The sequence below is a fragment of the Vibrio sp. 2096 genome (assembly GCF_033339595.1).
Lineage (GTDB): Bacteria > Pseudomonadota > Gammaproteobacteria > Enterobacterales > Vibrionaceae > Vibrio > Vibrio alginolyticus.
Genome location: NZ_JAWOUX010000006.1, coordinates 24,663 through 50,204 on the forward strand (window position 1 = coordinate 24,663; position 25,542 = coordinate 50,204).

Annotated in this window: 23 protein-coding genes; 11 read left to right on the plus strand and 12 right to left on the minus strand. The window is 45.0% G+C overall.

All coding sequences use genetic code 11. From position 1 onward, the window contains the following. Window positions 1-18: 18 nt before the first annotated feature. Window positions 19-555 (plus strand): hypothetical protein, encoded by a 537-nt coding sequence (locus tag R7Q41_RS13080; RefSeq protein WP_017634623.1) that lies wholly within the window; start codon window positions 19-21, stop codon window positions 553-555. 135 nt (window positions 556-690) lie between these two features. On the opposite strand, the gene R7Q41_RS13085 is transcribed toward R7Q41_RS13080, so the two are convergent. From R7Q41_RS13085 to R7Q41_RS13095, 3 genes are all read right to left on the minus strand, one after another. Further along, window positions 691-1,374, minus strand: coding sequence for an ATP-dependent zinc protease (locus R7Q41_RS13085; RefSeq protein WP_033907053.1), 684 nt, complete (start codon window positions 1,372-1,374; stop codon window positions 691-693). Window positions 1,375-1,385: 11 nt separating this feature from the next. Continuing rightward, the gene (locus tag R7Q41_RS13090) at window positions 1,386-2,573 is read right to left on the minus strand and encodes an aromatic amino acid transaminase (protein ID WP_033907052.1); all 1,188 of its coding nucleotides are present in this window, start codon (window positions 2,571-2,573) and stop codon (window positions 1,386-1,388) included. A gap of 155 nt (window positions 2,574-2,728) precedes the next feature. After that, window positions 2,729-3,586 carry an AraC family transcriptional regulator gene (locus R7Q41_RS13095; protein ID WP_025767758.1) on the minus strand — a complete coding sequence of 286 codons (858 nt, stop codon included), beginning with the start codon at window positions 3,584-3,586 and terminating at the stop codon, window positions 2,729-2,731. Window positions 3,587-3,706: 120 nt separating this feature from the next. On the opposite strand from R7Q41_RS13095, the gene R7Q41_RS13100 reads away from it, so the two are divergent. Beyond that, window positions 3,707-5,092 (plus strand): MATE family efflux transporter, encoded by a 1,386-nt coding sequence (locus R7Q41_RS13100; RefSeq protein ID WP_005388027.1) that lies wholly within the window; start codon window positions 3,707-3,709, stop codon window positions 5,090-5,092. Between the two features lie 84 nt (window positions 5,093-5,176). Here the strand turns inward: R7Q41_RS13100 and nrdG are convergent, their stop codons facing one another. Both nrdG and nrdD read right to left on the minus strand, forming a co-directional pair. Beyond that, window positions 5,177-5,647 (minus strand): anaerobic ribonucleoside-triphosphate reductase-activating protein, encoded by a 471-nt coding sequence (nrdG, locus tag R7Q41_RS13105; RefSeq protein ID WP_017634628.1) that lies wholly within the window; start codon window positions 5,645-5,647, stop codon window positions 5,177-5,179. 84 nt (window positions 5,648-5,731) lie between these two features. Next, window positions 5,732-7,852: an anaerobic ribonucleoside-triphosphate reductase gene (gene nrdD / locus R7Q41_RS13110; protein ID WP_005388026.1), complete on the minus strand. Its 2,121-nt coding sequence runs from the start codon at window positions 7,850-7,852 to the stop codon at window positions 5,732-5,734. A gap of 309 nt (window positions 7,853-8,161) precedes the next feature. Here nrdD and R7Q41_RS13115 point away from each other — a divergent pair, with 309 nt between their 5' ends. After that, window positions 8,162-9,025 (plus strand): endonuclease/exonuclease/phosphatase family protein, encoded by an 864-nt coding sequence (locus R7Q41_RS13115; RefSeq protein ID WP_104976081.1) that lies wholly within the window; start codon window positions 8,162-8,164, stop codon window positions 9,023-9,025. Between the two features lie 36 nt (window positions 9,026-9,061). On the opposite strand, the gene R7Q41_RS13120 is transcribed toward R7Q41_RS13115, so the two are convergent. From R7Q41_RS13120 to R7Q41_RS13130, 3 genes are read right to left on the minus strand one after another with little or no spacing between them, the layout of a single operon-like run. After that, window positions 9,062-9,502, minus strand: a complete 441-nt coding sequence (locus R7Q41_RS13120) for a YeeE/YedE family protein (protein ID WP_017820171.1) — start codon at window positions 9,500-9,502, stop codon at window positions 9,062-9,064. Window positions 9,503-9,516: 14 nt separating this feature from the next. Continuing rightward, complete coding sequence (locus R7Q41_RS13125; RefSeq protein WP_372036149.1) at window positions 9,517-9,930, minus strand: YeeE/YedE family protein; 414 nt, start codon at window positions 9,928-9,930, stop codon at window positions 9,517-9,519. Between the two features lie 5 nt (window positions 9,931-9,935). Continuing rightward, window positions 9,936-10,226: an ArsR/SmtB family transcription factor gene (locus R7Q41_RS13130; RefSeq protein ID WP_005376206.1), complete on the minus strand. Its 291-nt coding sequence runs from the start codon at window positions 10,224-10,226 to the stop codon at window positions 9,936-9,938. Between the two features lie 151 nt (window positions 10,227-10,377). Here R7Q41_RS13130 and R7Q41_RS13135 point away from each other — a divergent pair, with 151 nt between their 5' ends. Further along, the gene (locus R7Q41_RS13135; protein WP_318144522.1) at window positions 10,378-12,081 is read left to right on the plus strand and encodes an FAD-dependent oxidoreductase; all 1,704 of its coding nucleotides are present in this window, start codon (window positions 10,378-10,380) and stop codon (window positions 12,079-12,081) included. A 67-nt stretch (window positions 12,082-12,148) separates the two neighbouring features. Here R7Q41_RS13135 and R7Q41_RS13140 read toward each other — a convergent pair whose 3' ends face one another. Next, entirely contained in the window at window positions 12,149-12,847 is a 699-nt protein-coding gene (locus tag R7Q41_RS13140) for an aspartate/glutamate racemase family protein (protein WP_170893241.1), read from the minus strand. A gap of 139 nt (window positions 12,848-12,986) precedes the next feature. Then, window positions 12,987-13,787 (minus strand): PhzF family phenazine biosynthesis protein, encoded by an 801-nt coding sequence (locus R7Q41_RS13145; protein WP_042520943.1) that lies wholly within the window; start codon window positions 13,785-13,787, stop codon window positions 12,987-12,989. Window positions 13,788-13,934: 147 nt separating this feature from the next. On the opposite strand from R7Q41_RS13145, the gene R7Q41_RS13150 reads away from it, so the two are divergent. Continuing rightward, window positions 13,935-14,384, plus strand: a complete 450-nt coding sequence (locus R7Q41_RS13150) for a YkgB family protein (RefSeq protein WP_005376100.1) — start codon at window positions 13,935-13,937, stop codon at window positions 14,382-14,384. A gap of 208 nt (window positions 14,385-14,592) precedes the next feature. Here R7Q41_RS13150 and R7Q41_RS13155 read toward each other — a convergent pair whose 3' ends face one another. Both R7Q41_RS13155 and R7Q41_RS13160 read right to left on the minus strand, forming a co-directional pair. Continuing rightward, window positions 14,593-15,069 carry a DM13 domain-containing protein gene (locus R7Q41_RS13155; RefSeq protein ID WP_005376099.1) on the minus strand — a complete coding sequence of 159 codons (477 nt, stop codon included), beginning with the start codon at window positions 15,067-15,069 and terminating at the stop codon, window positions 14,593-14,595. Window positions 15,070-15,264: 195 nt separating this feature from the next. After that, window positions 15,265-17,589, minus strand: a complete 2,325-nt coding sequence (locus tag R7Q41_RS13160; RefSeq protein WP_042520945.1) for an FdhF/YdeP family oxidoreductase — start codon at window positions 17,587-17,589, stop codon at window positions 15,265-15,267. A gap of 667 nt (window positions 17,590-18,256) precedes the next feature. Here R7Q41_RS13160 and R7Q41_RS13165 point away from each other — a divergent pair. The 6 genes from R7Q41_RS13165 (at window position 18,257) to R7Q41_RS13190 (ending at window position 25,420) form a co-directional block, all read left to right on the plus strand. After that, complete coding sequence (locus R7Q41_RS13165) at window positions 18,257-19,141, plus strand: LysR family transcriptional regulator (RefSeq protein WP_206958863.1); 885 nt, start codon at window positions 18,257-18,259, stop codon at window positions 19,139-19,141. Window positions 19,142-19,194: 53 nt separating this feature from the next. Continuing rightward, window positions 19,195-20,025: a formate dehydrogenase accessory sulfurtransferase FdhD gene (gene fdhD, locus R7Q41_RS13170; protein WP_206958865.1), complete on the plus strand. Its 831-nt coding sequence runs from the start codon at window positions 19,195-19,197 to the stop codon at window positions 20,023-20,025. 404 nt (window positions 20,026-20,429) lie between these two features. Next, window positions 20,430-21,824: a hexose-6-phosphate:phosphate antiporter gene (gene uhpT / locus R7Q41_RS13175; protein WP_206958867.1), complete on the plus strand. Its 1,395-nt coding sequence runs from the start codon at window positions 20,430-20,432 to the stop codon at window positions 21,822-21,824. Window positions 21,825-21,962: 138 nt separating this feature from the next. Then, the gene (uhpA, locus tag R7Q41_RS13180; RefSeq protein WP_005376090.1) at window positions 21,963-22,571 is read left to right on the plus strand and encodes a transcriptional regulator UhpA; all 609 of its coding nucleotides are present in this window, start codon (window positions 21,963-21,965) and stop codon (window positions 22,569-22,571) included. Beyond that, window positions 22,571-24,073: a signal transduction histidine-protein kinase/phosphatase UhpB gene (gene uhpB / locus R7Q41_RS13185; RefSeq protein ID WP_206958869.1), complete on the plus strand. Its 1,503-nt coding sequence runs from the start codon at window positions 22,571-22,573 to the stop codon at window positions 24,071-24,073. The genes uhpA and uhpB overlap by 1 nt, the downstream gene beginning before the upstream one ends. Window positions 24,074-24,079: 6 nt before the next feature. Beyond that, window positions 24,080-25,420 carry an MFS transporter gene (locus R7Q41_RS13190; protein WP_005376086.1) on the plus strand — a complete coding sequence of 447 codons (1,341 nt, stop codon included), beginning with the start codon at window positions 24,080-24,082 and terminating at the stop codon, window positions 25,418-25,420. Window positions 25,421-25,542 lie beyond the last annotated feature (122 nt).

The window sequence follows — 25,542 nt, forward strand, 5'->3', positions numbered from 1 at the left end:
ATCTTGCCCGGAGACACCATGCTAGGTAAAGCTCTAAAGGTTGCAGCCTTTGGTTTGTGTGCTATTTTGCCACTTTCCGCACATGCAAATAATTTCAACTACAACACGATGGAATTTCGCATGGGCACTAGCCCTGGTACATTTGGTGGAGAGTTCAATACCTACTTTACAGAGAATACCCATTTCATTGCTCGCGCAGACAGTGAATTCAGCGGAGACTGGGACATTGCTGGTGGTATAGGCTTTAATGGGCCAGCAGGCCAATTTGCAGATATTTATGGCCAAATGTTGGTACACAACATTAAAGAGAACGGCAGTGATAAAGTCGGCGACGAGTGGCGCACGGAAGTGAATATTGGCACTCGTATTTGGTTTATGCAAAATGTTGAGCTACATGGCCGTATCGGCCAAATCATAGATAATGACGATTCGAACACCATTTACAATCTGGGCGCACGATTCCACTCAACTCAGCAACTATCACTTGGTGCAGATTTCAAAAATAATGGTGTCTATGGCCAGCAAATTGTAATGTCTGCTCGTTTTGCATTTTAGTGGACATGACTATGACTATGACTACCAGGGCATCACAAGCAAGCATATGATTCAATAAAAATGGCCTCCAATTTTGGAGGCCATTTTTTGTTAATCACGAATTATTAGCTTGTAGCAGAAACTAGCTGTAATACATCAGTTTTTAGCGTTTTTTTTAGGTTTATCTTGCACATATTTTTTCGATACATCTACAACGGCGATATCTCTAAAAAAGCTTCGACCAAGCAAAATTGGAAACGTCATATGTCCGCGATCGGCTAACGTAAACTCTGTCTTTTCTTTGTGCTCCCCAACGGTAATGTAGGCTTTTACCACCGCTCGTTTATCCACCTCTTCTGACGAAGACTGCTTAACTTTAGCCCAGCGCTCAACGGGTACTTTAAATTCTTTGGTGTCTTTGTCACCTAAATCTATCTTAAATTTAACCCAGTCTTTACCATCACGCTCAAACGGAACAATGTCAGTCGCACTAATTGATGATGTTGTCGCCCCTGTATCGACTCTAGCCTTGAAAGTCTGGTCAATTTCAGGAACATAAACCCATTCTTCAGAACCAAGAATTAACATGCCATCGGGTGTTTTTGTGACCTTGACTGGCTTCTTAGGCTTTGGTTCCGGCTTTTTCTCAGGTTTCGCTTCTGGTTTGGGCTCCACCTCTGGCTTTGGATCTACATCAGGTTTCACTTCTGGCTCGACTTTAACGGGCTCTTCGACCTTTGGCGACTCTGGCTCAACAGGTTCCTGCGTCGTTTGAGTTGACGTACAAGCAATTAAACTGCCGCTCATCATAAGCGGCAGAATCAGTTTCCAGTTTTTCATCCACACTCCAATTAAGCTTGAGATACTTTCTTAATTGCGTCCGCTACGTATGGAATATGAGTTTCGGTAAGTCCGGCAATGTTAATTCGACCATCGCCAACACCATAAATGCCATAATCTTCACGCAGTTGCGCCATTTGGTTTCCACTAAAGCCTAGCACAGTAAACATGCCTTTGTGACCCTCAATGAAATCAAATTGATCTGTATTATGGTTGTTTCTCAACTCGTTACACAAACTTTGACGAAGGCTAACCAAACGATGTTGCATTTCACTCAATTCTTGCTTCCAAACGGAAGTGAGATTGTCATCTTGCAGAATGGTCTTAACTAAAGCTGCACCATGGTCGGGTGGCATCGTGTAAGTCGAGCGAGCTAGAGTGAGGAGTTTACCTTTTGCATTGGTTACATCATGCATGTTCTTACCAACCACAATCGCTGCACCAGTTCGTTCACGGTACAGACCAAAGTTCTTCGAACATGAAGTAGTAATCAACATCTCTTCAACGTTATCTGCCATAAAACGAAGGCCTTTTGCGTCTTCTTCTAGGCCATCACCGAAGCCTTGGTAAGCAATGTCCACAAATGGGATGAAACCGTTCTTCTGCGACAATTCTGTAATGGCTTGCCAAGCAGAGAAGTCAATATCCGCACCAGTTGGGTTGTGGCAACAACCATGAAGAAGTACCACATCTGAAGGCCCAGCTTTCGCAAGATCATCCATCATTTTTTCGGTGTCTACTTGTTTCGTTTCCGAAGAGAAATAGTGGTAGAACTTAACTTTAAGGCCTGCTGCTTCCATCACTGGCTTGTGGTTTACGTAGCTTGGGTTGGAAATCCAAACCGTCGTATCTGGCTGTACGATCTTCATTAGATCACCGAGCATACGCAGCGCACCACTTGCACCTGGCGTTTGAATAGCTGCAACACGATCCATTGCAGACGTTCCCGTCAGTAGCAAATCGATCATGCTTTTATTAAATTCTTCGCAACCTGCAAGACCAACATAAGACTTGGTTTTTTGAGTTTCAACAACGACATCCTGCGCCATTTGAATGGCTTTCATAATCGGCGTTTCGCCTGCGCTGTTTTTGTATACGCCAATGCCAAGGTCAACCTTGTTTGGACGTTCATCGTTACGGTATGCAACGGATAGAGATAAAATAGGATCTAATACGGGAGTTGGGAGATTAGAAAACATGAAAGTCATAACCCTTTGAAATTCAAGTACCGAACCTCACGTTAACACCATCGCAAAAAATGACGAAATGATTTTTCACTTATTTCATCAATTAGAGAACAAAATTCTGGATTGCGGTGAGTTTTGTGCGCTCTATCGTTCAGAAAAAGAACGATTCACTCCTCGTTGTACCAATCCACTCTACCGTTTTTTCTAAACTCTCTTGGTGTCATGGTCGACCACGCTTTAAAACGTGTACTAAAGTTAGCGCTGGTCGGATATCCGACTATTTCTCCAATATGCTGAATTGGCCATTCTGTTGAACGAAGTAACCTAGCAGCATATTCCATGCGCATACGCGTTAAATGTGCCATTGGGCTTCGACCAAACTGCTTTTGAGTCAGTCGATGCAAATGAGGCTCCGAACATGGATATAGAGCCGCCACCTGCTCAACGCTCCAATCCTTATGGAGCTGACGTTGGACAAGGTCAAATACACGCCGAAGCCTCAATTGGCTGCGTGATATCGACTCTGAGGGCGGCATGTTTAACATCAGCTCTAACTGAGCCACACTATGCTCACCTACCGCACCACCATAATCGATTGGAAGGTTAATGCTGCGTAGTAACGTTTGGATACATGCATACATCACTTCAGGTGTAGATGAAAGCTGGTAGCGAACATCGCATTCTAATATCGGCCACTCTCTATCAGGAGCAAGAAAAAGCCACGCGATCTGCCAAGGTTCTTCTTCTATACCAAAACCGTTTTCAACACCTGCGGGTACTGTAATCAACGAGCCCGGTTCCAAATCGTATCGATAAGTCCCACTCTCTAGCCACCCTTTACCACGCACCGTATAGAGCAGCATGTGTTTCTTTTGGTTTTTACGATAAACAGAGAAGAAGTCACGACAAGTGGCAATGCCGCACTGCACAATGCCTCTCTCCTCAAGTGCTAATACTCGACTGTGATCAATAAACTCTTGATAAGTTTTTTCTGAAATCGCGTAGCGTTCTTGTTTATCTTCCATGATTTATTGGCTCACATGTGCGTTAGTAGAGAGTTTTACAAAGGTTTTGGATTCCTTTGAAAAATACACCGCCAAATCATGAGGATAAACTACTCGCATTAATCTTTAAGGAGAAATGCGATGCTCTTAACACGCGAATACATCGATAAAGCATTTTGGCAAAAGCTGATTACGATTGGCCTACCTGTTTCACTTCAGTCCATGCTTTTTGCTTTGCTCGGCGTCGTGGATATTTTCATGGTAAGCCTACTCGGAGAATCTGCAACGGCAGCAGTTGGAGTTGGAAATCGTATCTTTTTCTTCAACCTAGCGGTTGTCTTTGGCCTGTGCGGTGCAGTTACCGTACTTGCTTCTCAATACTACGGCTCAGGAAACCTAGCCGGAATTCGCAGAACGTTGGCGCAATCTTGGTTTATTTCCATTTTGGTGACGCTGCCGTTTATCGTTCTTTATGCGATTTTTGATGAAGAGATCGTCTCTTTTATGTCAGACGATCCTGAATACGTCACTTATGCACGTGATTATCTTGTGGTTACGGGCTTTAGCCTCATTGCTACGGCGATAGTAGTACCGATTGAAGCGGTATTGCGCTCCGTGGGCCAAACCAAACTGGCAACCAACGTTAGTATCTCCGCCATTGTCGTTAACGTCGCGCTTAATTATGTTTTGATTTTTGGTTTATTTGGTTTCCCTCAATGGGGCGTATTTGGTGCAGCCGTAGGTAGTTTTGTTTCTCGATTTTTCCAAACCGCCGTCTTGATTTATTTTTTCTACAAACGATATGCTTACCTAATTCCGACTAAGTTCGATTGGGTACAAGGCCGCTTAAAACAGTATCGAAAAAAGTACTTTAAGGTTTCTTTACCCATGTTGGTCCACGATGCACTTTGGACTGGTGGATTGATCGTTTACAGCATCATCTATGGTCAATTGGGCGTTTCAGAACTGGCGATCATCTCATTCTTATCACCGATTGAAGGGGTACTGATTTCAACCTTTATGGGATTTGCGGTCGCTGCATCCGTTCTTCTTGGGAATGATATTGGTGCAAAACATTATGACCGAGTCGAGAAAACGGCGTGGTGGTATGTGTTAACCAGCGCAATCTTAGCCACCTTGCTGTTTTTCCTAGTGTGGTTGAGCTCGCCCATGATTCATCACCTATTGGTACTGAGCCCGTTAACCGATGCAGACATGGCACTTAACGTATGTTTAGTCATGGCGCTAGGTATGATTTTGAGGGTGTTTAACATGGTTGGGATTGGCGGCGTACTAAAGAGTGGCGCTGATATTCGCTATAGCATTTTCATCGACACGTTCGGTCAGTGGGCTATTGGCATCCCCCTTACTTATTACACAGGCATGGTGTTAGGGCTGCCTTTGCATTTTGTCTTGATGTCTCTGCTCGCGGAAGAGTTAGTGAAAGGCGTACTGACGACTTACCGTATTCAATCTAAACGTTGGATAAATAATATGGTTGAAGATGACCAATCGGTGACAGCGTAACCAAAAAGACATTAACGAACTCACACCAAAAGGGCTCACCCGTTATGCACGCGTGAGCCCTTTTTATGTGCGGAGAATGCTTGATTAGATGTCCGTAAAGCGATGAATGATTTGGTTTGAACTGCCACGCCATTCGAGATTGAGGTCTTTCTTGTCTTGTTCAAACTTACCATCAATCAAAACATCGATGTATTGCACCACTTCCCTTTGCGCGTTATTCAGTTCCGTCAGCGTGTAGCCAGTCCAAACCCAAATGTCTTTACCTGGGCACTCCTCTCTCACCCTTTTCACTATCTTCAAAATATGAGGCACATTAGCAGGGTGAAGCGGATCTCCACCCGACAACGACAAGCCACGGCGTTTGATACGCGTGTCGTTTAAGTCAGCGATGATTTTGTCTTCCGCTTCTTGCGTGAAAAGTACACCAGAATCCAAACGTTGCGTCGACTGGTTATAACACCCACGGCACTGATGCACACAACCCGACACAAACAGCGTGCAGCGCGTACCCGGTCCGTTAACAACGTCAATTGGATAGTATTGGTGGTAATTCATAATGCGTCTCTGTGTTATCGCGAAAGAGAAAATCAACCTGTTTAAAGTTGATTTTCAAAGTGTTAAAACGAGTGGTAGTAAACCTTACAGGTGTTTAACTCGGCGCTTCACTTCTTCTTGCTTACCGAAGTTAAACGGGCGTGCATCTGGGCTGCCTAGGTAGCCACAAACTCGACGTGTTACTGATACTTTAGTTGAGTCATGGTTACCACAGCTTGGGCAAGTGAAGCCTTTACTTGTACAGTCAAACTCGCCGTTGTAGCCACACTCGTAGCACTCATCAATTGGCGTGTTTGTACCGTAGTAAGGCACTCGGGTGTAACTGTAGTCCCATACGTTTTCTAGTGCTTCAACGTTACGTTGCATGTTCGGGAACTCGCCGTAACAGATAAAGCCGCCGCTTGAGATTTCTGGGTAAGGCATCTCAAAGTCGATCTTGTCGTATGGGTTCACCTTCTTCTCAACATCTAGGTGGAAGCTGTTGGTGTAGTAACCCTTGTCTGTTACGCCTTCAATTACGCCGAACTCTTTCGCATCGATGCGGCAGAAACGGCTACATAGGTTTTCACTTGGCGTTGCATATAAGCTGAAGCCATAACCTGTTTCGTCAGCCCATTGATTCACAGCATCTTTTAGATGCTTGATGATCGCGACCGCTTTTTCACGCAAAACAGCGTCATCATAAACGTGCGCTTCTGTACCGAATAGCGCGTTAATTGTCTCGTGTACACCGATGTAACCAAGAGAAATAGACGCACGACCGTTCTTGAAGATATCTGCGATTGAGTCGTCTGCTTTCAAGCGAACACCACATGCGCCTTCCATGTATAGGATTGGGGCCACACGTGCTTTCACGTTTTCAAGGCGAGAGATACGTGTCTCTAGTGCTTTACGAGCAAGACGTAGGCGGTCATTTAGAAGCTCGTAGAATTTCTCTTCGCTTCCGTTTGCACGGATAGCGATACGAGGAAGGTTCAAGCTCACGACGCCAAGGTTGTTACGACCTTCGTGAATCAGCTCACCGTTTTCTTCGTAAGTACCAAGGAAGCTACGGCAACCCATTGGCGTTTTGAATGAACCGGTTACTTCCACTACTTTGTCGTAGTTAAGAATGTCTGGGTACATACGCTTAGACGCACACTCAAGCGCAAGTTGCTTGATGTCGTAGTTTGGATCTTCTGATTTGTGGTTCAAACCATCTTTGATGCCGAATACAAGTTTAGGGAATACCGCTGTTTTACGGTTCTTGCCTAGACCTGCAATACGATTCTTCAGAATCGATTTCTGGATAAGGCGTGATGCCCAGCTTGTACCAAGACCAAAACCAAACGTAACGAATGGTGTTTGACCGTTCGCCGTGTGTAGCGTGTTTACCTCGTACTCTAGAGATTGGAACGCGTCGTAACACTCTTTCTCAGTGCGTGCTTTTGCGAACTCTTCTGGCTCAGCAATGTTCCACTCTTTTGCGATCTCTAGGTGTTTCTCGTAGCTTGTGATTACGTACGGTTCTAGAACCTCATCAATACGGTTGATGGTTGTACCGCCGTAAATGTGGCTCGCGACTTGAGCAATGATTTGCGCTGTTACCGCTGTTGCAGTCGAAATTGATTTTGGCGTATCAATCTCAGCGTTACCCATTTTAAAACCATGCGTCAGCATGCCTTTAAGATCGATAAGCATACAGTTAAACATTGGGAAGAACGGTGCGTAGTCTAAATCGTGGTAGTGAATGTCACCCACTTCGTGCGCTTGAACCACATCGCGAGGAAGAATGTGCGTCTTCGCGTAGTGTTTCGCTACGATACCAGCCAACAAGTCACGTTGAGTCGGAATTACTTTGCCGTCTTTGTTCGCGTTCTCGTTGATTAGATCCAGATTACTTTCTTCAATCAAACCTTCGATTTCGCGAGTTAGTGCACTTTGCTTCTCACGAGCGATGTCGCGATCGTGGCGATATTCAATGTAAGAACGCGCTAGGGCTTTGTAAGGACCTTGCATGAGTTCATTTTCGACTAAGTCTTGAATCTCATGGATGTGAACTTCATCGTGTTCTCTTAACTGTAACTCGACAGCAAGAGCCACATTAAGAGCATAAATAGCGACATCTTTATCTTTGTTTTCCGCTGCTGCTTCAACTGCTGCTTGGATACGATCCCTGTTGAACGGAGCTCTTGATCCGTCGCGTTTGATTACGATTGGTTTCACTTTGTTCTCCTTACCCGAGCATACTCACAGAGTTATCCACAAACACACTATATGGGGTTGTTTTTTATTTTGGCAACACAATATATTGTGGCGTATTTAACGAGAAGCACCACTCGAAAACATTGATTTTGATCAATAAAGATTGGCTAGCGAACAAGAAGAAATCGATCTTATTGGCGTTGATCTCAGTTGCGAAGAAAACCATGAAAATTGCAAAATTGGTACTAAATCTACTTGCTATTTTTGGAGGTCTTGTAGGATAAAGGATGGAAAGGAATACGCTAAAAGATAGGAGTGCAACAGGCCAAAATGCGATCACTTTTTGTTACGTTAATATTACTTTTTAGTTCTCTTTCATTTGCTCAAAACTCCATCAATCTAACCAGTTGGAACATAGAATGGTTATCTATAGATGGTGGAAAAGTGTCGAGAACACCACAAGATTTTGAAAAGCTGACCCACTATGTGGATAAAACACAAGCCGACATTTTTGCTTTTCAAGAAGTCGAAAGTGCTGCTGCCATCCAAAAAGCCGTTGGCAATGACTTCACTATTTATCTTTCCGATCGTTCAAACGCCTCCAACCGACACCTTCAGTTTAACGACACCAACCAATACACAGGCTTTGCCGTGCGCAATGGCGTAAGCGTATTAGACAAGCCAGACTTCTCTATCACACGAGGCAACAGCAAGCTTCGCTTCGCGAGCTACCTTGTTTTAAATCCAAACCAAGAACACGAGACTCACCTACTCTCTGTACATCTGAAAGCGGGTTGCAGTGGCGCGTATCGTAATAACCGCGATTGTAAGATAGTGAAACAACAAGGACAGGCACTAGCTAAGTGGATAAAGGCGCGCGAGGACAACAAACAACATTATGTCGTGCTTGGCGACTTTAACCACAACTTGGGTTATCAAGGAGATTGGTTGTGGGACGTGATATCGGACAATACTAGTGCAAAGCTAGTGACTAAAGACACTAAAGCGGAATGTAAAGTGCGCTCTAATCGTAATCCGAATAAAACCCACCAATTCCGCTCGGTGATAGACCACATTATTGCGAGTGGTGATTTAAAGGCGTCGTCTGGTGTTCAAACCGTTTTCAAAACACAAGATGTACTCGACTATAAACTGAGTGACCATTGCCCGGTTTCTACGACACTCACTTTTTAGCGTTTAAGTACTCTTTTTAACGTTGAAGTACTTTCTTTATTGACGAACCACTCTTTTAGCGGTGAATGACCCAACCAACATTGCCGCTATAAAGAGCAGAACTTGTGTGTTGCCAGTAAAAAGGCTGGCAACCGCAGGACCAGGACACACACCCAGTAAGCCCCAACCAATACCAAACAGTGCTGCACCACCGACTAACTTTTTGTCTATCGTTTTAGAAGTCGGACAGACAACCTCATCACCAAACACAGATTCGCTTCTTGGCTTTATTAATAAAAGATAAGCAGGAACGAACACAACAAGTGCTCCGCCCATAACGAAGGCTAAGCTTGGGTCCCATGAACCGGTAATATCAAGAAAGCCGATCACTTTTGCCGGATCTGCCATACCAGAGACCACCATACCAATACCAAAGAGCACACCAGAAAATGCAACAACGGACATTTGCTTAATACTTTTCATTACGTGAGTTTTCATAACGACACTATTCCTCACGATACTAGCAAGACGGTTAACATGGCTGTGGCCATAAAAGTACACGTCGCGACCACAGAACGGATTGAGAAACGCCCTATTCCACAAATGCCATGGCCACTAGTACAACCATTGCCGATACGCGTACCAACACCGACTAACAAGCCAGCAACGATAACTAAAATAAGAGAACCGCTGTACTGATCTGGTACATGCCCGCCAAGAACATAAACAGCAAACAAGCCACCTAATACCATCGCAATTAAAAAAACAATTCGCCAAACGCGGTCTGCGCTCTCAACGGCACCGTTTAAGATCCCACTGATCCCAGCAGTCTTGCCAGTAAATAGCATCAGTGTTATCGCTGATACGCCAACTATTATGCCGCCCAACAGCGACATCCAAGGAACTTCAAACATAGCAACCGCCAAACTAATTACTTACAGAAAACTTGCTTAAACGCTTCAACCAGCGGACCAACTCTTTCATCAGAAATTGAATAAAATACCTGCTGAGAAACCTTCCTAGCTTTAATGATGTCGTGCTTTCTCAATACGGTGAGATGTTGTGAAAAAGCAGATTGGCTTAATGATGAACCTTCAAATAGTTCACCGACCCCTTTCTCGCCTTCAATCAGCTTACACATCACGATTAGGCGCTCTGGATGAGCCATAATTTTAAGCAGCTCACTCGCTTCGGTCGCACTTTGTAGCATACTGTCGCCCATTCTTATGCCTCTTCATTACTACATTACATTTCATTAGATATTACTAATTAATATTATTAAGTCAATGCTAATGTAGATTAAATAACATTAGACTCAGCTAATTTATTTAAGTAAGGTGTAGGCGTTTTCGATCATTCAGCAGGAGAAATCCATGAGCAAAATCGTGATTATTGGTGGGGTTGCTGGAGGTGCATCTGCAGCAGCTCGCGCTCGTCGTTTAAGTGAAGATGCAGAAATCATTATGTTTGAACGCGGTCCATTTGTGTCATTTGCAAACTGTGGCTTACCCTATCACATTGGTGGTGATATCCAAGAGCGCAGCAAACTGCTTCTTCAAACGCCTGAGAGCTTTTTAGCGCGTTTCAATGTTGATGTCCGTGTGATGAACGAAGTGGTTTCTATTAACCGTCAAGACAAAACGGTTACGGTTAAGAATTTGCTTGATGGCTCGGAATACCAAGAGAGCTACGACTTTCTTCTACTCAGCCCTGGCGCAGGTCCAGTTGTGCCGCCTATTCCGGGTATTGATAACCCGTTAACGCACTCGCTGCGCAATATTCCAGATATGGATCGCATCATTAAAACGATCGAAACCAACAAAGTTGAACACGCTACGGTCGTTGGTGGTGGTTTTATCGGTTTGGAAATGATGGAAGCCTTCCACCAGCTAGGCATAAAAACCACATTAGTTGAAATGGCGGATCAAGTGATGACGCCCGTTGACCGTGAAATGGCTGGCTTCGCACATGCTGAAATTCGTGAGAAAGGCATCGACCTTAAACTTGGCATCGCACTTGAGTCGGTGAAATTCGTACCTAACGAGCACGTGGCAAGTTTCGACTCTGGTGAGAGCGAAAAACACCAACATCTAGAAGGTGAATTGGAATTAACACTAAACAACGGTGAAAGACTCACCACCGATATTTTGATTATGGCAATTGGTGTTCGCCCCGAGACCAAATTAGCAAAAGAAGCTTGCTTAGAAATCGGCGCTCTTGGTGGTATTTATACCAATGAATACATGCAAACCAGCGATCCTTCGATCTACGCTGTCGGCGACGCGGTAGAAGAGAAAGACTTTGTGACTGGCGAGCAAACTCTAGTGCCACTTGCGGGCCCGGCAAACCGTCAAGGCCGAATTGCAGCAGACAACATGCTTGGCCGCCAAGAAACTTACCAAGGTACGCAAGGCACGGCGATCTGTAAGATTTTTGATTTAGCCGTCGCTTCTACTGGTAAAAACGAGAAACAGCTGAAACGTGAAAACATCGCTTATGAAAAAGTGTATGTGCATACAGCAAGTCACGCGAGTTACTACCCAGGTGCAGAAACCGTGTCATTCAAAATGCTGTTTGATCCAGTAACAGGTAAAATATTAGGTGCGCAAGCAGTAGGTAAAGACGGTGTTGATAAACGTATCGACGTAATGGCAGTTGCTCAGCGTGCTGGTATGACGGTAGAGCAACTGCAACACCTCGAGCTAACTTACGCGCCACCTTATGGCTCTGCTAAAGATGTAATTAACCAAGCGGCGTTTGTGGCAAATAACATCATCAAAGGCGATGCGACCGCGATTCATTATGATGAAATGGATTCACTGACAGAAGACCAACTGTTACTTGATGTTCGTAATCCTGGTGAATTGGAGTCCGTTGGTTATCTTGAAGGTGCAATTAATATTCCTGTCGATCAACTACGTCGTCGCATGCACGAACTTCCTAAAGACAAAGAGATCGTGATTTACTGTCAAGTTGGGTTACGCGGTAACGTAGCATACCGTCAGCTGGTCAACAATGGTTACAAAGCCCGCAACTTGATTGGTGGATACAGAACTCTCAAATTTGCTCGCTTATAACTTGATAATAAAAAAGAGAAAACCACGTGCTTGGTTTTCTCTTTTTTTGCAGGAAAGAAAGCGTAGATCATTCACCTTCAATTGCCAAACGGACTGCTGCTTGAGCATGGATAGAAGTGGTATCGAGTAGTGTAACATCGGTGTGACTTTGGTTTACAAGTAAGGCAATTTCAGTACACCCGAGAATCACAGCTTCAGCTCCGTGCTCTTTTAGTTTTTCAATAATTTGCAAGTATATCGTCCTTGACTCCTCTTTGATTTCACCTTGGCATAACTCTTTATAAATAATGTTATGTACTTTAGAGCGGTCGTCTTGATCGGGAATGACGACATCAAGCCCATAACGGTCGGAAAGCCTTCCTTTATAAAAGTCTTGCTCCACTGTGAATTGAGTACCAAGGAGTCCGACCTTTTGAACCCCTTTCTCACGAAGTAACTCAGCAGTCGCGTCTGCGATATGTAGTATGGGGATATTAATACTGGCTTCAATTTGAGGCGCAACTTTGTGCATTGTGTTAGTACAAATAAGAATGAAGTCAGCGCCCCCTTTTTCTATTAAAGATGCAGCATCAGATAGAATGCTTGCCGTTTCTTCCCATTTACCTTGATGTTGAAGTTTCTCTATCTCCGAAAAATTCACGCTATACATACAAATTTTTGCGGAATTTAGGCCGCCTAACGCCTCTTTGACTCCTTCGTTGATCAATTTGTAATAACTAAGCGTCGACTCCCAGCTCATACCACCTAGAAGACCGATAGTTTTCATATAACTCTCCAATCGTTATACACCACCGTGCCAGGGGTGTTTTTACAAAAAAAATCAGCCACTTAAATAAGCAGCATTCAAGCGTCTTCACTATTGAGCATTGGGTAACACGAAAATAAAATCATTCCCACAAGGACCGCTACGCGATTCTCATATATCCTCGCAATATCGTTACTGCATTTCCAGAAAGCTTAACGTGCTCAGTGCTTAACAACTCTGTATGGACGACCCCACTTCTCTTGGAGGCTTGGAAGCCTTTCAGTTGCTTTTTGTTGAGCTCTTTAGCCCAGTAAACACATAAAGCGCAATGTGCAGAGCCTGTAACTGGGTCCTCATTAACACCTACCCAAGGCGCGAAGTATCGAGAGACAAAATCGGCGTCAGTGCTTGATTGAGCAGTGATGACGACGCCACGGCCTTTTTGTTTAAGCAGCGCACCAAAATCAGGGTCGAGCTGTTCAAGCACAAATTCATCATTAATGACGATCAACTGCTTATTATCAAACTGACCGTAGGCGACTACATTGGCGGCATCTAGCCCCAAGCCATGAAGTAAGTCTTTGTTAATACTCGCTCTCATATCTAAAGTTGGCGCAGGAAACACCAAATGAATTTCTTCATGATCGAGTTGTGCAGTTAAAACCCCAGATAGCGTAACGAACTCAATCGTATCTCCAGTATTATATAACCCCTGCTCTTTCAGAACGTGCGCCGTTGCAAGTGTGCCGTGTCCACACAAAGCAACTTCCGTCCTCGGTGTAAACCAACGAAGTTGCATTGTATTGAGTGACAGAAATGCCGTTTCAGATAACGACATCTCGGCCGCGATGGCCAACATCGTTTCCTCATCAAGGCTTGACTCTGTGATACAAACACCCGCGGGATTACCTTTGAAAACCTCTGATGTAAACGAGTCAACCTGAAAAATTTTAACTTCCACGAAATATCCTTAAGTTCTATCAAACACGTAATTCTGTATCACGTGATTTTTAATATCTGTTGTTTGAGCGAAAAAAACCTATGAAATTTTCTACCAACCTTATAGGTCTTGTTGGAAGCGCTAACAAACAGGAGAATGTAGTTAATTATGCAAAACGTAAAAAGCCATCATCAATGTGACTCAATTGGATATCTTATCGGAGTTTTCGGCGTTTCTTTAGTTCTAATATGGATTGGTATTTATAAATTCACACCTACAGAGGCCAAGCTTATACAACCGCTCGTTGAAAATCATTTTCTGATGAGTTGGTTGTATGATGTGATGTCAGTTCAAGCCGTATCAAACATCATTGGCGCAACAGAAATCATTGTCGCTATTGGATTAATCGTTGGCCTTAAAAACACACGAGTCGCTTATTTTTCTGGCATAGCCGCCGCAATTATTTTTCTTGCGACACTCAGCTTTCTAATTACGACACCGAATACATGGAAAGTGTCTGATGGGGTTTTGGTGACAAACTTCTTTTTAGTAAAAGATATTCTATTTTTAGCCATTGCGATTAGCGTCATCGAACGAAACAAGCCAAACAGAGAATAACTCTAAATAGTTCGAAATCTTGTTTTTCCAGAACGTAGCCTGAAAGGTGCAAACGACTTACAAGTCGAAACAAGTCGAATGGTTCTGTCAATAACTCTAAACAAAGGCTCTTAAATTTAGAATGTTTAAGAGTCTTTGCCTCTTAATTATGCGAAACAACATCTTAGCGTAAAGTGAAAAGAAAAGCCTTTTACTCTACTGCTAAGGTTTATTGATACTTTGCCGAAGTAATGAACTCACCGAATGTCTCGCACCATACAACAACCGTATTGTATTCAGAAATTGAAGTGCTTTGAGGAACCTCAACAACGAAGTTATCGAACGTTTTTACATCACCAATTAAGCTCATTTCAGATTTAAGGTCATTAAACTCTTGTTCCGTTTCGACAAACTTAGGAGATAGATAGAGTTTATAGTCTGGTCCGGGAGCGAGTTTTCCTACCAACGTAATGACTTCAGAACTCAAATGAATCTCTCCCTCTCCCCAATGAAAAGCATCGCTACCTTTGAGTTCCCTCTTAAACACTGCGCTGTATTCTGCACCTTGCTTGCTCTTAGCAACTTGTTCATCGGTCGGCGCAGGTGGTGCAATAAGGATCGGTAAAGTATAGATACCTATCGCAATGCCAATAGAAACTGCCACTAAGTGACTGATTGTTAATTTAATTATATTTTTCAAGGTCATAAGCATCTTCTTATTAGTTTTACTACTTGAAATTAGATTCAAATCGGCCTTATCTGTCTATTATCGAGCAGCATAATGTCATTAACATTATACACAAGCTATGCGCACTAAATGCAGACTGAGCGCAATTAAAAACGGCTGATAATTAATATCAGCCGTTTGCTTATCGGAAATGTCGTTGTGCCGGTTTGGTCACTATTCCGCTTCCACCAAAGCGATCTTATCGGATGTCGATTTTTCCAATTTTATCGCAATAAACTTAGAGGTTGGCGTAAACGTTCTATCCCCATAACTGTCCAAAGGAACTAATGGGTTTGTTTCTGGATAGTAAGCCGCCGCCTGACCTGCTGGTACATCATAGGCAACAAGCGTAAATCCGCTCACACGGCGCTCAACGCCATCTTCCCACAATGACACCATGTCCACTTTGTCGCCCGGTTCAAAACCGAGTTTACGAATATCCGCTTCATTGATAAACAGCACTTCGCGCATACCAAATACTCCACGATAACGGTCATTCAAGCCGTAAAGTGTCGTATTGTATTGGTCGTGTGAGCGCATGGTTTGCAAGATCAAATCTGGCTTTTGGCCTTTTTCGAGTATCGCTTCGCTGATCAACTGTTTCGGCAACTCACTAGAGCTGAACTGTGCTTTGCCGCTTGGTGTATTCCATCGACGCTCAGCAGCTGGGTTTACCAAGTGGAATCCACCCGGGTGTTTGAGCTTATGGTTAAAGTCGGTAAAGCCCGGAATCGTGTCGGCAATCAAATCGCGAATACGGTCGTAATCTTCAATCACCCACAACCAATCAATTGGTTTTGCCCCGAGTGTAGCATTGGCAATACCGGCAATAATCGCTGGTTCTGAACGCAAATGCTCCGAACGCGGTTTTAGCTGACCAAATGAAATATGTACCATGCTGAAGGTATCTTCAACCGTCACGCCTTGTGGGCCAGTCGCTTGCTGATCAATCTCAGTACGGCCTAAGCATGGAAGAATAAGCGCATCTTTACCTGTGACAAGGTGAGAACGATTTAACTTCGTCGAAATGTGTACGGTTAAATTACAGTTTCGCATCGCGTTGTGCGTACGTTCTGTGTCTGGCGTTGCTTGTGCAAAGTTACCGCCCAAACCGATAAATACTTTCGCTTGCCCTTCTTCCATCGCTTTAATGGCTTGCACAGTGTTGTGGCCTTCACCACGCGGGACGGCAAAGTTAAATCGACTTTCAATGCGATCCAACAACAGATCTGAAGGTTTTTCATCAATGCCCATCGTACGGTCGCCCTGAACGTTACTGTGACCTCGCACAGGTGAAAGACCCGCGCCCGGCTTTCCAACGTTACCTCGTAACATTTGCACGTTTGCGACTTCTTTAATGGTTGGCACAGAGTGACGATGCTGAGTCAACCCCATTGCCCAACACATGATCACACGTTCTGCACGTCGATACATGCTCGCCACCATCTCGATTTCACTTAAATCAAGACCCGATTGTTCCGCGATGTGTTCCCAAGACGTTGCATCCACTTCAGCCAAATACTTATCAATACCTATCGTGTGTTGTTTGATGAATTCGCGGTCAAATACCGCTTTGCCACCGTTTTGCAATGCCTCGCGCTCCCATTGCAACAAGAATTTCGCGATGCCACGAAACACTGCCATGTCTCCACCTAAAGCAGGACGCAGGTACGCCGTGTTTGTAGGCTCTGAGCCGTTACTCAACATCTCAATCGGCATTTGTGGGTTTTGGAAACGCTCTAACCCGCGCTCTTTGAGCGGGTTTAGACAGATAACCTGTGCACCACGTTTTACCGCTTCGCGCAGAGGTTCAAGCATTCGTGGGTGGTTCGTGCCCGGGTTTTGACCAATCACGAAAATCGCATCAGCTTCTTCAAAATCATCAAAAATCACTGTGCCTTTACCAACACCAATAGTGTCTTTCATCCCGATTGCACTGGCTTCGTGACACATGTTGGAACAATCTGGGAAGTTGTTGGTACCGAATGCGCGCACAAATAGCTGATATAAAAACGCCGCTTCGTTGCTTGCACGACCAGAGGTATAAAACTCCGCTTGGTGCGGTGAATCCAATTGATTGAGATGTTTCGCGACAAGAGAAAAAGCCTCATCCCAAGAGACAGGTACATAGTGGTCGGACTCGGCATCGTATCGCATTGGGTGCGTGATACGGCCTTGGTATTCCAACCAGTAATCGGTTTGCGTTGAGAGAGATGAAACGTTGTGATTGGCAAAAAACTCAGGATCAACCAGACGATTGGTCGCCTCCCAGTTTACCGCTTTCGCGCCATTCTCACAGAAATTGACTTTACCGCTATCTGGCGACTCACCCCATGCACATCCCGGGCAGTCGAAACCGCCATTTTGGTTGGTTTTGAGCATAGTGCGAATGTTTTTAACTGCATTTTCACTGCCCCACCAACTTCTGGTTACGGCTTTCAGTGCACCCCAACCACCAGCTGGACCTTTGTATGTTTTTATTTGTTCTTTTTGGCTCACGACTTTACTCCTCGCAGATATACCAGCAAGCAGGGTGCCCGTGAAAACAAGCGCGTTATTTATTGAGATAATGCGGAAGTATTGAAGGGCTTAGTTTCTAATCCATGTATTTTTTAATCCAAATAAGTAACCACTCAACATGCTCTCGCTTGTCCGAGCGTTTACTTATCTAGATTCTTGATATCGGATACCCGCCTACTGTTTCTAAGACTGGTAGATTCAATTCGCATTGTTGCGTCTTGATCTAAATCAAAGATTAAGTCGTTATTCAATATGCGTCCAATTGATAATCCTGACCGAGTGATAAACAAAATCTATGACGAATTTTTCCACTGACGGTCATAACATTTTTAATCAATACAATTTATGAGGTTAATCGTTTTCCCATCCGATTCCACCTAGTTCGCTTAACGAGCTCAATAAAATCGGTACTCTTGATAATAGATAATATCTATCACACTATAGATACTTTAAATTTGACCCTAATTAATATCAGGAATAGCCTTGATTCAGATCAATTTTGAGTGTGGTTTTATTCTTGACTTGGTTTTGGTTTTCCATTTCCCAGTTAAAACGCTCCAGCGCTTAAAAAGTACGGTAGTGCCGTGCCCTTTTTAGGGAGTTCCCCCCGTACATGTGACTCACAACGCAAGGTTAACAAGCCATTATGGATATCAAACAACTTAAATATCTCATCGCACTTGAACAGACCAAACACTTTGGTCAAGCCGCCGCATTGTGCCACATTACGCAGCCTACCTTGTCCATGAGAATCCGAAGCTTAGAGGAAGAACTCGACCTCGAATTAATCCAAAGAAGTCAACGATTTGAAGGGTTTACTGAAGCCGGAGAACGCATTTTAGCTTGGGCAAAAACCGTCTTAGCCGCTCATGATGGATTGCAAGCCGAGGCTGCTAACTGCCGTGGTCAGTTGGTCGGCTCTCTTCGGCTTGGAATGGTGCCACTCGCCAGCCAAAACCCGATGGAATTGCTCAAACCATTAGCTCACCAGTTCCCTGAGTTACGCTTTCAAATACTCTCCATGACGACCGAACAGATCATAGACCAACTCAATCGCAATCAACTTGATTTGGGGATGTGTTATGTCGATCAAGTCAACACCGCTTACTTCGATGTTATCGAACTAGATTCAACCAAACTTGGCGTTTTATTCGATGAGCGTCATTTTGATTTTGCCGAATCTGAAGTGTTGTGGGAGTCACTCAATAACATTCCGCTAGGGCTGCTTTCGAAGGGCATGCACTATCGCCACTCCATTGATCTTAGCTTTGTGAGTAAAGGGCTGGTTCCGCAAACCGTCATTGAAAGTAACTCCACCTTTCACTTGATCCAAGCAGTAGCCAGTGGCCTTTGTTGCGCCATTATGCCGCTGAATTGTGGATTGGAAGAGTTGAACGATACGCTTCGCATTATCCCTATCGAAGAAGCCGCCGTTCACGCCCCGCTAGGTTTGTTAAAGCGAAAACAAGAACCCTTCTCCGCGCTAACCGATCAGTGCTTCGCAGAAGCAAAAAACATATTCAATCGATAACAAGAATCCACACGTCAATTTTTGGCATACATAACGGCTTATGAGGTGATTTCATGAGATGTACTACTCAATCTTATTTAGAACTGTCCGATTTCAATCAAGCACCACCTCAACCAAGTGCGTTCAATTACCGAGAATTGATTGATGGCCGCCCAGTGCAACAAATGTCGCTGGCGAGTGAATCCGCCTTAGCTATCAGCTATAACGGCATTAGCCAAGCGGTCATGATGGTGACGCCAGGCCATCTGGAAGACTTCGTGAAAGGATTTAGCCTAAGCACAGGCATCGTCCACGATTTCAAAGAGATTAAAGACATTGAAATTGGTGGCGATCACGAATCTCACTATGCGGAAGTGGAAATCAGCAACCGCGCTTTCTGGGCGTTAAAAACACAGCGCCGAAATCTTGCCGGCACAACCGGATGCGGCATTTGTGGTGTAGAGGCTCTGGAACAAGCTTTGCCTGATTTGGCACCGCTAACACCGTCTCTTCCTCCGCGCTCCGATGTATTCGAAGGGCTGCGAGACAAAGTCGCACTGCATCAAGAAGCCGCACGTGAATCTGGCGCGTTACACGCCGCTTTATTTGCAGATTTACAAGGCAACATCAAGTTGTGCCGAGAGGACATCGGCCGCCACAACGCGCTAGATAAGTTGATTGGCGCATTGGCCAACAATCACATCGAGCCTCAAAGTGGCTTCGCAATCATGACAAGCCGTTGCAGCTTAGAGTTGATCCACAAAGCCGTTCGCGCGCGTATCCCCACTCTGGTTTGCTTATCTGCACCTACAGCGTTAACTGTCGAATGGGCAAGAAGAAACCATTTGAACCTAATTCACTTACCAAAACACGGCTCGCCGCGTCTATACAGCCCTGCCCCTTAACACGTCAACCTAGCCGAATTCCTAATATTTCTAACAGAGACCTCTGGGTCTCTGTTGTTTGCTTCTCGTTCCCAATTGATACTTAGCGACAAGACACTATTCTCTCCAACCAAACGTGCTCCCCCCTTGTCTGCACTAAGCTTACGCATATTAACCCGCTTGCATTTGAACGCTTTCCAATCCGATAAGAACCCTGTCAAAGACCCATAGATTAGTAAGGATTGTGTGACTCTTTTCACGCTTTTCCGCCTTCCTAGGCATTTCTAGGAATTTTTCCTAGCCGATCTAGGCAACCATCTCATGTGCCTCACAAAACCACTCTCTAGAATTCCGCTCAGTCAAAAGTAACAAGAGCGCATAACGGTCTCCGTTGTGTTTCTAAAACAATTACAAGAGAGTTCATCATGTTAAAATTCCTCGAACAGGTGCGGAAGCCGACCCTCGATCTTCCTGTCGAAGTTAGAAGAAAGATGTGGTTTAAACCGTTCATCCAATCTTACTTGGTCGTATTTATCGGCTACCTAACCATGTACTTGATTCGTAAGAACTTCAATGTCGCGCAAAACGACATGATCTCAACTTACGGTTTGAGCATGACAGACCTAGGTCTTATTGGCCTTGGCTTCTCCATCACATACGGCATCGGTAAAACCGTTGTGTCTTACTACGCTGACGGTAAGAACACCAAGCAATTCCTCCCTTTTATGCTGATCCTTTCTGGTCTTGCAATGCTTGGTTTCAGCTTCAGCATGGGCGGCGGTAGTGCAAGCCTGTTCTTGATGGTGGCTTTCTACGCTCTAAGTGGTTTCTTCCAAAGTACTGGTGGCCCTTCTAGTTACTCAACCATTACAAAATGGACACCTCGTAACAAACGCGGCTCTTACTTAGGCTTGTGGAACATGTCACACAACGTTGGTGGTGCGGGCGCAGCGGGTGTTGCTCTTTTCGGTGCCAACTACCTATTCAACGGCCACGTAATCGGCATGTTCGTGTTCCCTTCTATCATCGCGATCATCGTTGGCTTTATCGGTATGCGCTTTGGTAGCGACTCTCCAGAAGCTTATGGTTTAGGTAAAGTAGAAGAACTTTTCGATGAAGCAGTGAGTGAAGAAGACACCGCCGCTGAAGAAAACCAGATGACCAAAAAAGAAATCTTTGTTGAATACGTTCTTAAAAACAAAGTTATCTGGCTACTTTGCTTTGCCAACATCTTCCTTTACATCGTTCGTATCGGTATCGACCAATGGTCAACGGTATACGCGTACCAAGAACTTGGTCTGTCAAAAGAAACGGCAATCTCAGGCTTTACTCTATTCGAAGTCGGTGCGCTTGTGGGTACTTTGATGTGGGGTTACTTATCTGACTTAGCAAACGGTCGCCGCGCATTGGTTGCTTGTGTGTCTCTTGGTTTGATCATCGTATCGCTTGAGTTCTACCAACACGCCACTAGCGAGTTCATGTACTTAGCCTCTCTATTTGTATTGGGCTTCTTGGTGTTTGGTCCTCAACTTCTTATCGGTGTTGCCGCGGTTGGTTTTGTCCCTAAAAAAGCAATCAGTGTGGCTGACGGCGTAAAAGGTACATTCGCTTACCTAATCGGTGACAGCTTCGCGAAACTTGGTCTCGGTATGATTGCAGACGGTACACCTATCTTCGGCTTAACAGGTTGGAAAGGTACCTTCGCAGCTCTAGATACCTCCGCCATGATTTGTATTGTTTTGCTTGCTTTCGTCGCTATCGCGGAAGAGAGGAAGATTCGACACGCGAAGAAGCTTCAACTTGCACAAAACCAAGCCTAGCTTCTCTGCGCGCTTTACTTCGGTAAAGCGCGCAAGATCATTAAAAAGCATGGCTCAATTCAGTATCATTAAAGATTTTTCTATTAGCTCCTGTTGGAGCTTATTGTTGTTAGTCGCCTACTCTATTTGGTTGTAATAATGATTCATGTTGCTCTAGTTGATGATCACGTCATCGTGCGTTCAGGTTTCGCACAATTATTAAATTTAGAAAGTGATATTACCGTTGTTGGTGAATTCGGCTCTGTCGCCGAAGCGCGAAAAGGCTTGCCTGCGGTACACCCTCATGTCGTCATCCTAGATATCTCCATGCCCGATGAGAGCGGCTTAAACTTTCTTAGCGAAATACCAACTGGCATTGCCTGCGTGATGCTTAGCGTGCATGACTCCCCTGCGATGGTGGAAAAATCACTAAAGCTAGGTGCAAAAGGCTATCTTAGTAAACGCTGTAGCCCAGACGAACTTATTCAAGCCGTGAGAACCAGTGCTTCTGGCGGCTGTTACCTCACATCAGATATTGCACTTAAACTTGCAACGCCTAGCGACAACACCACCTCTCTATGCCAACTGACAAAACGTGAAAACGAGGTATGTCAGCTACTTGCGACCGGGTTGGATGTAAAGTCTGTCGCGGCAGAGCTTGGCTTGAGCCACAAGACCGTGCATGTGCATCGTGCGAATGCCATCGACAAACTCGGCGTGAAAAACAACGTTGAGCTCGCCAAACTATTTTCTCAAGAGTCCTTTTAATGCGAGCCTATTCTGTCACAACGATTTGTGGTCTGTTTGTTATGGCCTGTGCTTGGTTCTGTTTGTGGGTGATCGCCTACTACTTTGTCAACGATCCAGAGCTCGCCATTCTGCTTTTCCCATTCGCCTTACGATTGGGGATTGCGCTGCACACTCGCACCGCGTACTGGCCAACAATCTACGTATCAGAATGGGCGCTGACGATTGCACTTGCGACCCTATTAGAGCAACCTCAATGGCTCACAGTGCTGATCGCCAGTGTTGCCAGCATCCCTGTCACACTGATTGCGAAAAAATACTACTACGGTGACCAAAACCGCCACTTAGCCGTCATGGGCGTTGTGATCATCATTACCGCCTTCATCAACGTAATGGCGGTCGGCTTTCACGTGCCTTCTGTTTACATGGTGTGGTTAGCCAGTATTTCTGGTGGGCTGATGCTGGTTCCTATGTGCTACCTACTGTGGAACTACCTATTTCAAAGCCGATGGTCGCCTCTGACGTCGCATCTTTTGAACAACACTGTGGTGTTCAGCATTCGCCACATTGTGTTTTACGCCGTACTTCTTATCGGCAGCATTCTAGTGCAAACGAGTTTGCCTGAAGAGTTAAAACGATTTGCGCCATTTTGTATGGCTATCCCAATCATCGTGCTGGCACTTCGTTACGGCTGGCAAGGAGCCCTACTCGCCACCATGCTCAACAGCATTGCGCTGATTGCGGCTCGCAGCGGCGTATCAAATCTAGAAATCACCGATTTGTTATTATCTCTCTCGGCGCAAACCATCACCGGCATTATGCTCGGCTTAGGGGTTCAGAAACAAAAAGACCTCAATCACAAACTGCGCGGCGAACTTGCACGCAATCAGAATTTGTCTCGCCAGCTTATCAAAGCGGAAGAATCGGTAAGACGCGATATTGCGCGCGAGCTACATGACGAAATTGGACAGAACATCACGGCGATCCGCACACAAGCCAACATCATTAAGCGGGTAAATAACGCCGAAACAAGCGTGGGTTGCGCCGACATGATCGAAGGGCTTTCCCTCAACGTGTACGACACCACTAAGCGACTGTTAAGCAAGCTAAGACCAAAAATGCTGGATGATTTGGACTTAAAAGAATCCGTCGAGCAACTGACGCGAGAGATGGAATTCGCCAATCACGGAACAACTGTTCAACTGAACTGGCAAGGCGATTACACCAGCCTGAGTGACACACTCAAAGTAACCCTATTCCGTTTATGCCAAGAGTCATTAAATAACGCTGCCAAGTACGCAGAAGCGCAGTTGATCAATATTGAACTGACAATTGGAGAAGCTGCGGTGTCACTGATGATTCACGATGATGGTGTCGGATTCAAAGTTCAGGACAGCATGAAAGGCATGGGCGTTCGCGGCATGCAAGAACGTGTGCACGCGTTAGGTGGAAAAATGGTTATCTACTCCACCAGCGATCAAGTGATCGGCACACAAATCAGCATTACTTTACCTAAGGTGTAACTCAAGATGTTTGGATTTTTACGTTCACCTAAATTTACTCAACCGAGCCTGAGCAACGAGCAAATCGACCAGCGTTACCACCATTGGCGTTTGCACATTATGTTGGGGATGTACATCGGCTACGCAGGTTTCTACTTTACCCGTAAGACCTTTAACTACGCCGCACCAGCGATGATTACCGATCTTGGCTTAGATAAAGGCGATTTGGGTCTTATCGGTACACTTTTCTACATTACTTACGGTTGTTCGAAGTTTATTTCTGGCACGATTTCGGATCGCTCTAACCCTCGTTATTTCATGGGATTAGGATTGATTGCGACAGGTCTGGTCAATATCGCGTTCGGTTTTTCTAGCTCACTCGCGGCTTTCATTACTCTGTGGATCTTAAACGCCTGGTTCCAAGGCTGGGGCTGGCCTTCATGCTCCAAGCTGTTAACCACTTGGTATTCACGCTCCGAGCGTGGCTTCTTATGGGCCATTTGGAACACCGCACACAACGTTGGTGGCGCGCTGATCCCTATTTTGGTGGGCTATTTAACGTTGCACTACAGCTGGCGTGAAGGCTTTATTCTACCCGGCATCATCGGCGTATTACTCGGTCTATTCGTTTGTTGGCGATTGCGCGACAAACCCACAACAATGGGTTTACCAAGTGTCGGCCAATGGCGCAACGACGCACTAGAACTTGCGCAGGAAAATTACGGACGTGGCCTCACCTACCGAGAAATTCTGAAATCGTACGTATTTAACAACAAATACATCTGGCTGCTCGCGTTCAGTTATGTGTTGGTTTACATCGTCCGAACCGCAATCAATGACTGGGGAAACCTGTACTTGACCGAGCAGCATCACTATAGCCTGATTAATGCCAACGCTGCTCTGTCTATGTTTGAAATCGGCGGTTTTGTTGGTTCATTGGTTGCGGGCTGGGGCTCAGACAAACTCTTTGGCGGTAACCGTGGACCAATGAACTTGCTGTTCGCGATTGGGATTTTCTTATCTGTCTCTGCGCTTTGGCTAATGCCTCTGACCAACTTTGCATTCCAAGCAGCGGGATTGTTCTCCATCGGCTTCTTTGTCTTTGGACCACAAATGCTGATCGGTATGGCGGCGGCGGAGTGCTCTCACAAAGATTCTGCCGGCGCGGCAACAGGATTCGTGGGCTTGTTCGCCTACATGGGCGCAGCATTGTCAGGTTATCCACTGGCGTTAATTCTTGAAGAATATCATTGGACGGGTTTCTTCATCACCATTTCAGTTTGTGCAGCCGTCATTGGCCTTTTGTTGCTGCCATTTTTGCAAGCGCAACCATCACGAAAACCACTCGAACCAAAACCTCGGTTGTAAATCGACTTATCGCCCTTCGGGCAAATTGGCGAGTGACCTAACCGAGCTCGCCATCCTTATTTAATGTATCTCTGCTTAATTTTTCTTCCGATTCAGTTCGGAGGGTTAACTATGGGAAAAAT

What these genes read in the sequence shown, in the direction of transcription:
- R7Q41_RS13155 (WP_005376099.1), bottom strand. Translation starts at nt 15,069, where the DNA reads ATGACCTTGAAAAATATAATTAAATTAACAATCAGTCACTTAGTGGCA.
- R7Q41_RS13115 (WP_104976081.1), top strand. Translation starts at nt 8,162, where the DNA reads ATGCGATCACTTTTTGTTACGTTAATATTACTTTTTAGTTCTCTTTCA.
- R7Q41_RS13130 (WP_005376206.1), bottom strand. Translation starts at nt 10,226, where the DNA reads ATGGGCGACAGTATGCTACAAAGTGCGACCGAAGCGAGTGAGCTGCTT.
- uhpB (WP_206958869.1), top strand. Translation starts at nt 22,571, where the DNA reads ATGCGAGCCTATTCTGTCACAACGATTTGTGGTCTGTTTGTTATGGCC.
- R7Q41_RS13165 (WP_206958863.1), top strand. Translation starts at nt 18,257, where the DNA reads ATGGATATCAAACAACTTAAATATCTCATCGCACTTGAACAGACCAAA.
- uhpA (WP_005376090.1), top strand. Translation starts at nt 21,963, where the DNA reads ATGATTCATGTTGCTCTAGTTGATGATCACGTCATCGTGCGTTCAGGT.
- nrdG (WP_017634628.1), bottom strand. Translation starts at nt 5,647, where the DNA reads ATGAATTACCACCAATACTATCCAATTGACGTTGTTAACGGACCGGGT.
- R7Q41_RS13190 (WP_005376086.1), top strand. Translation starts at nt 24,080, where the DNA reads ATGTTTGGATTTTTACGTTCACCTAAATTTACTCAACCGAGCCTGAGC.
- R7Q41_RS13080 (WP_017634623.1), top strand. Translation starts at nt 19, where the DNA reads ATGCTAGGTAAAGCTCTAAAGGTTGCAGCCTTTGGTTTGTGTGCTATT.
- R7Q41_RS13090 (WP_033907052.1), bottom strand. Translation starts at nt 2,573, where the DNA reads ATGTTTTCTAATCTCCCAACTCCCGTATTAGATCCTATTTTATCTCTA.
- uhpT (WP_206958867.1), top strand. Translation starts at nt 20,430, where the DNA reads ATGTTAAAATTCCTCGAACAGGTGCGGAAGCCGACCCTCGATCTTCCT.
- R7Q41_RS13100 (WP_005388027.1), top strand. Translation starts at nt 3,707, where the DNA reads ATGCTCTTAACACGCGAATACATCGATAAAGCATTTTGGCAAAAGCTG.
- R7Q41_RS13140 (WP_170893241.1), bottom strand. Translation starts at nt 12,847, where the DNA reads ATGAAAACTATCGGTCTTCTAGGTGGTATGAGCTGGGAGTCGACGCTT.
- R7Q41_RS13085 (WP_033907053.1), bottom strand. Translation starts at nt 1,374, where the DNA reads ATGAAAAACTGGAAACTGATTCTGCCGCTTATGATGAGCGGCAGTTTA.
- fdhD (WP_206958865.1), top strand. Translation starts at nt 19,195, where the DNA reads ATGAGATGTACTACTCAATCTTATTTAGAACTGTCCGATTTCAATCAA.
- R7Q41_RS13120 (WP_017820171.1), bottom strand. Translation starts at nt 9,502, where the DNA reads ATGAAAACTCACGTAATGAAAAGTATTAAGCAAATGTCCGTTGTTGCA.
- R7Q41_RS13135 (WP_318144522.1), top strand. Translation starts at nt 10,378, where the DNA reads ATGAGCAAAATCGTGATTATTGGTGGGGTTGCTGGAGGTGCATCTGCA.
- R7Q41_RS13095 (WP_025767758.1), bottom strand. Translation starts at nt 3,586, where the DNA reads ATGGAAGATAAACAAGAACGCTACGCGATTTCAGAAAAAACTTATCAA.
- R7Q41_RS13150 (WP_005376100.1), top strand. Translation starts at nt 13,935, where the DNA reads ATGCAAAACGTAAAAAGCCATCATCAATGTGACTCAATTGGATATCTT.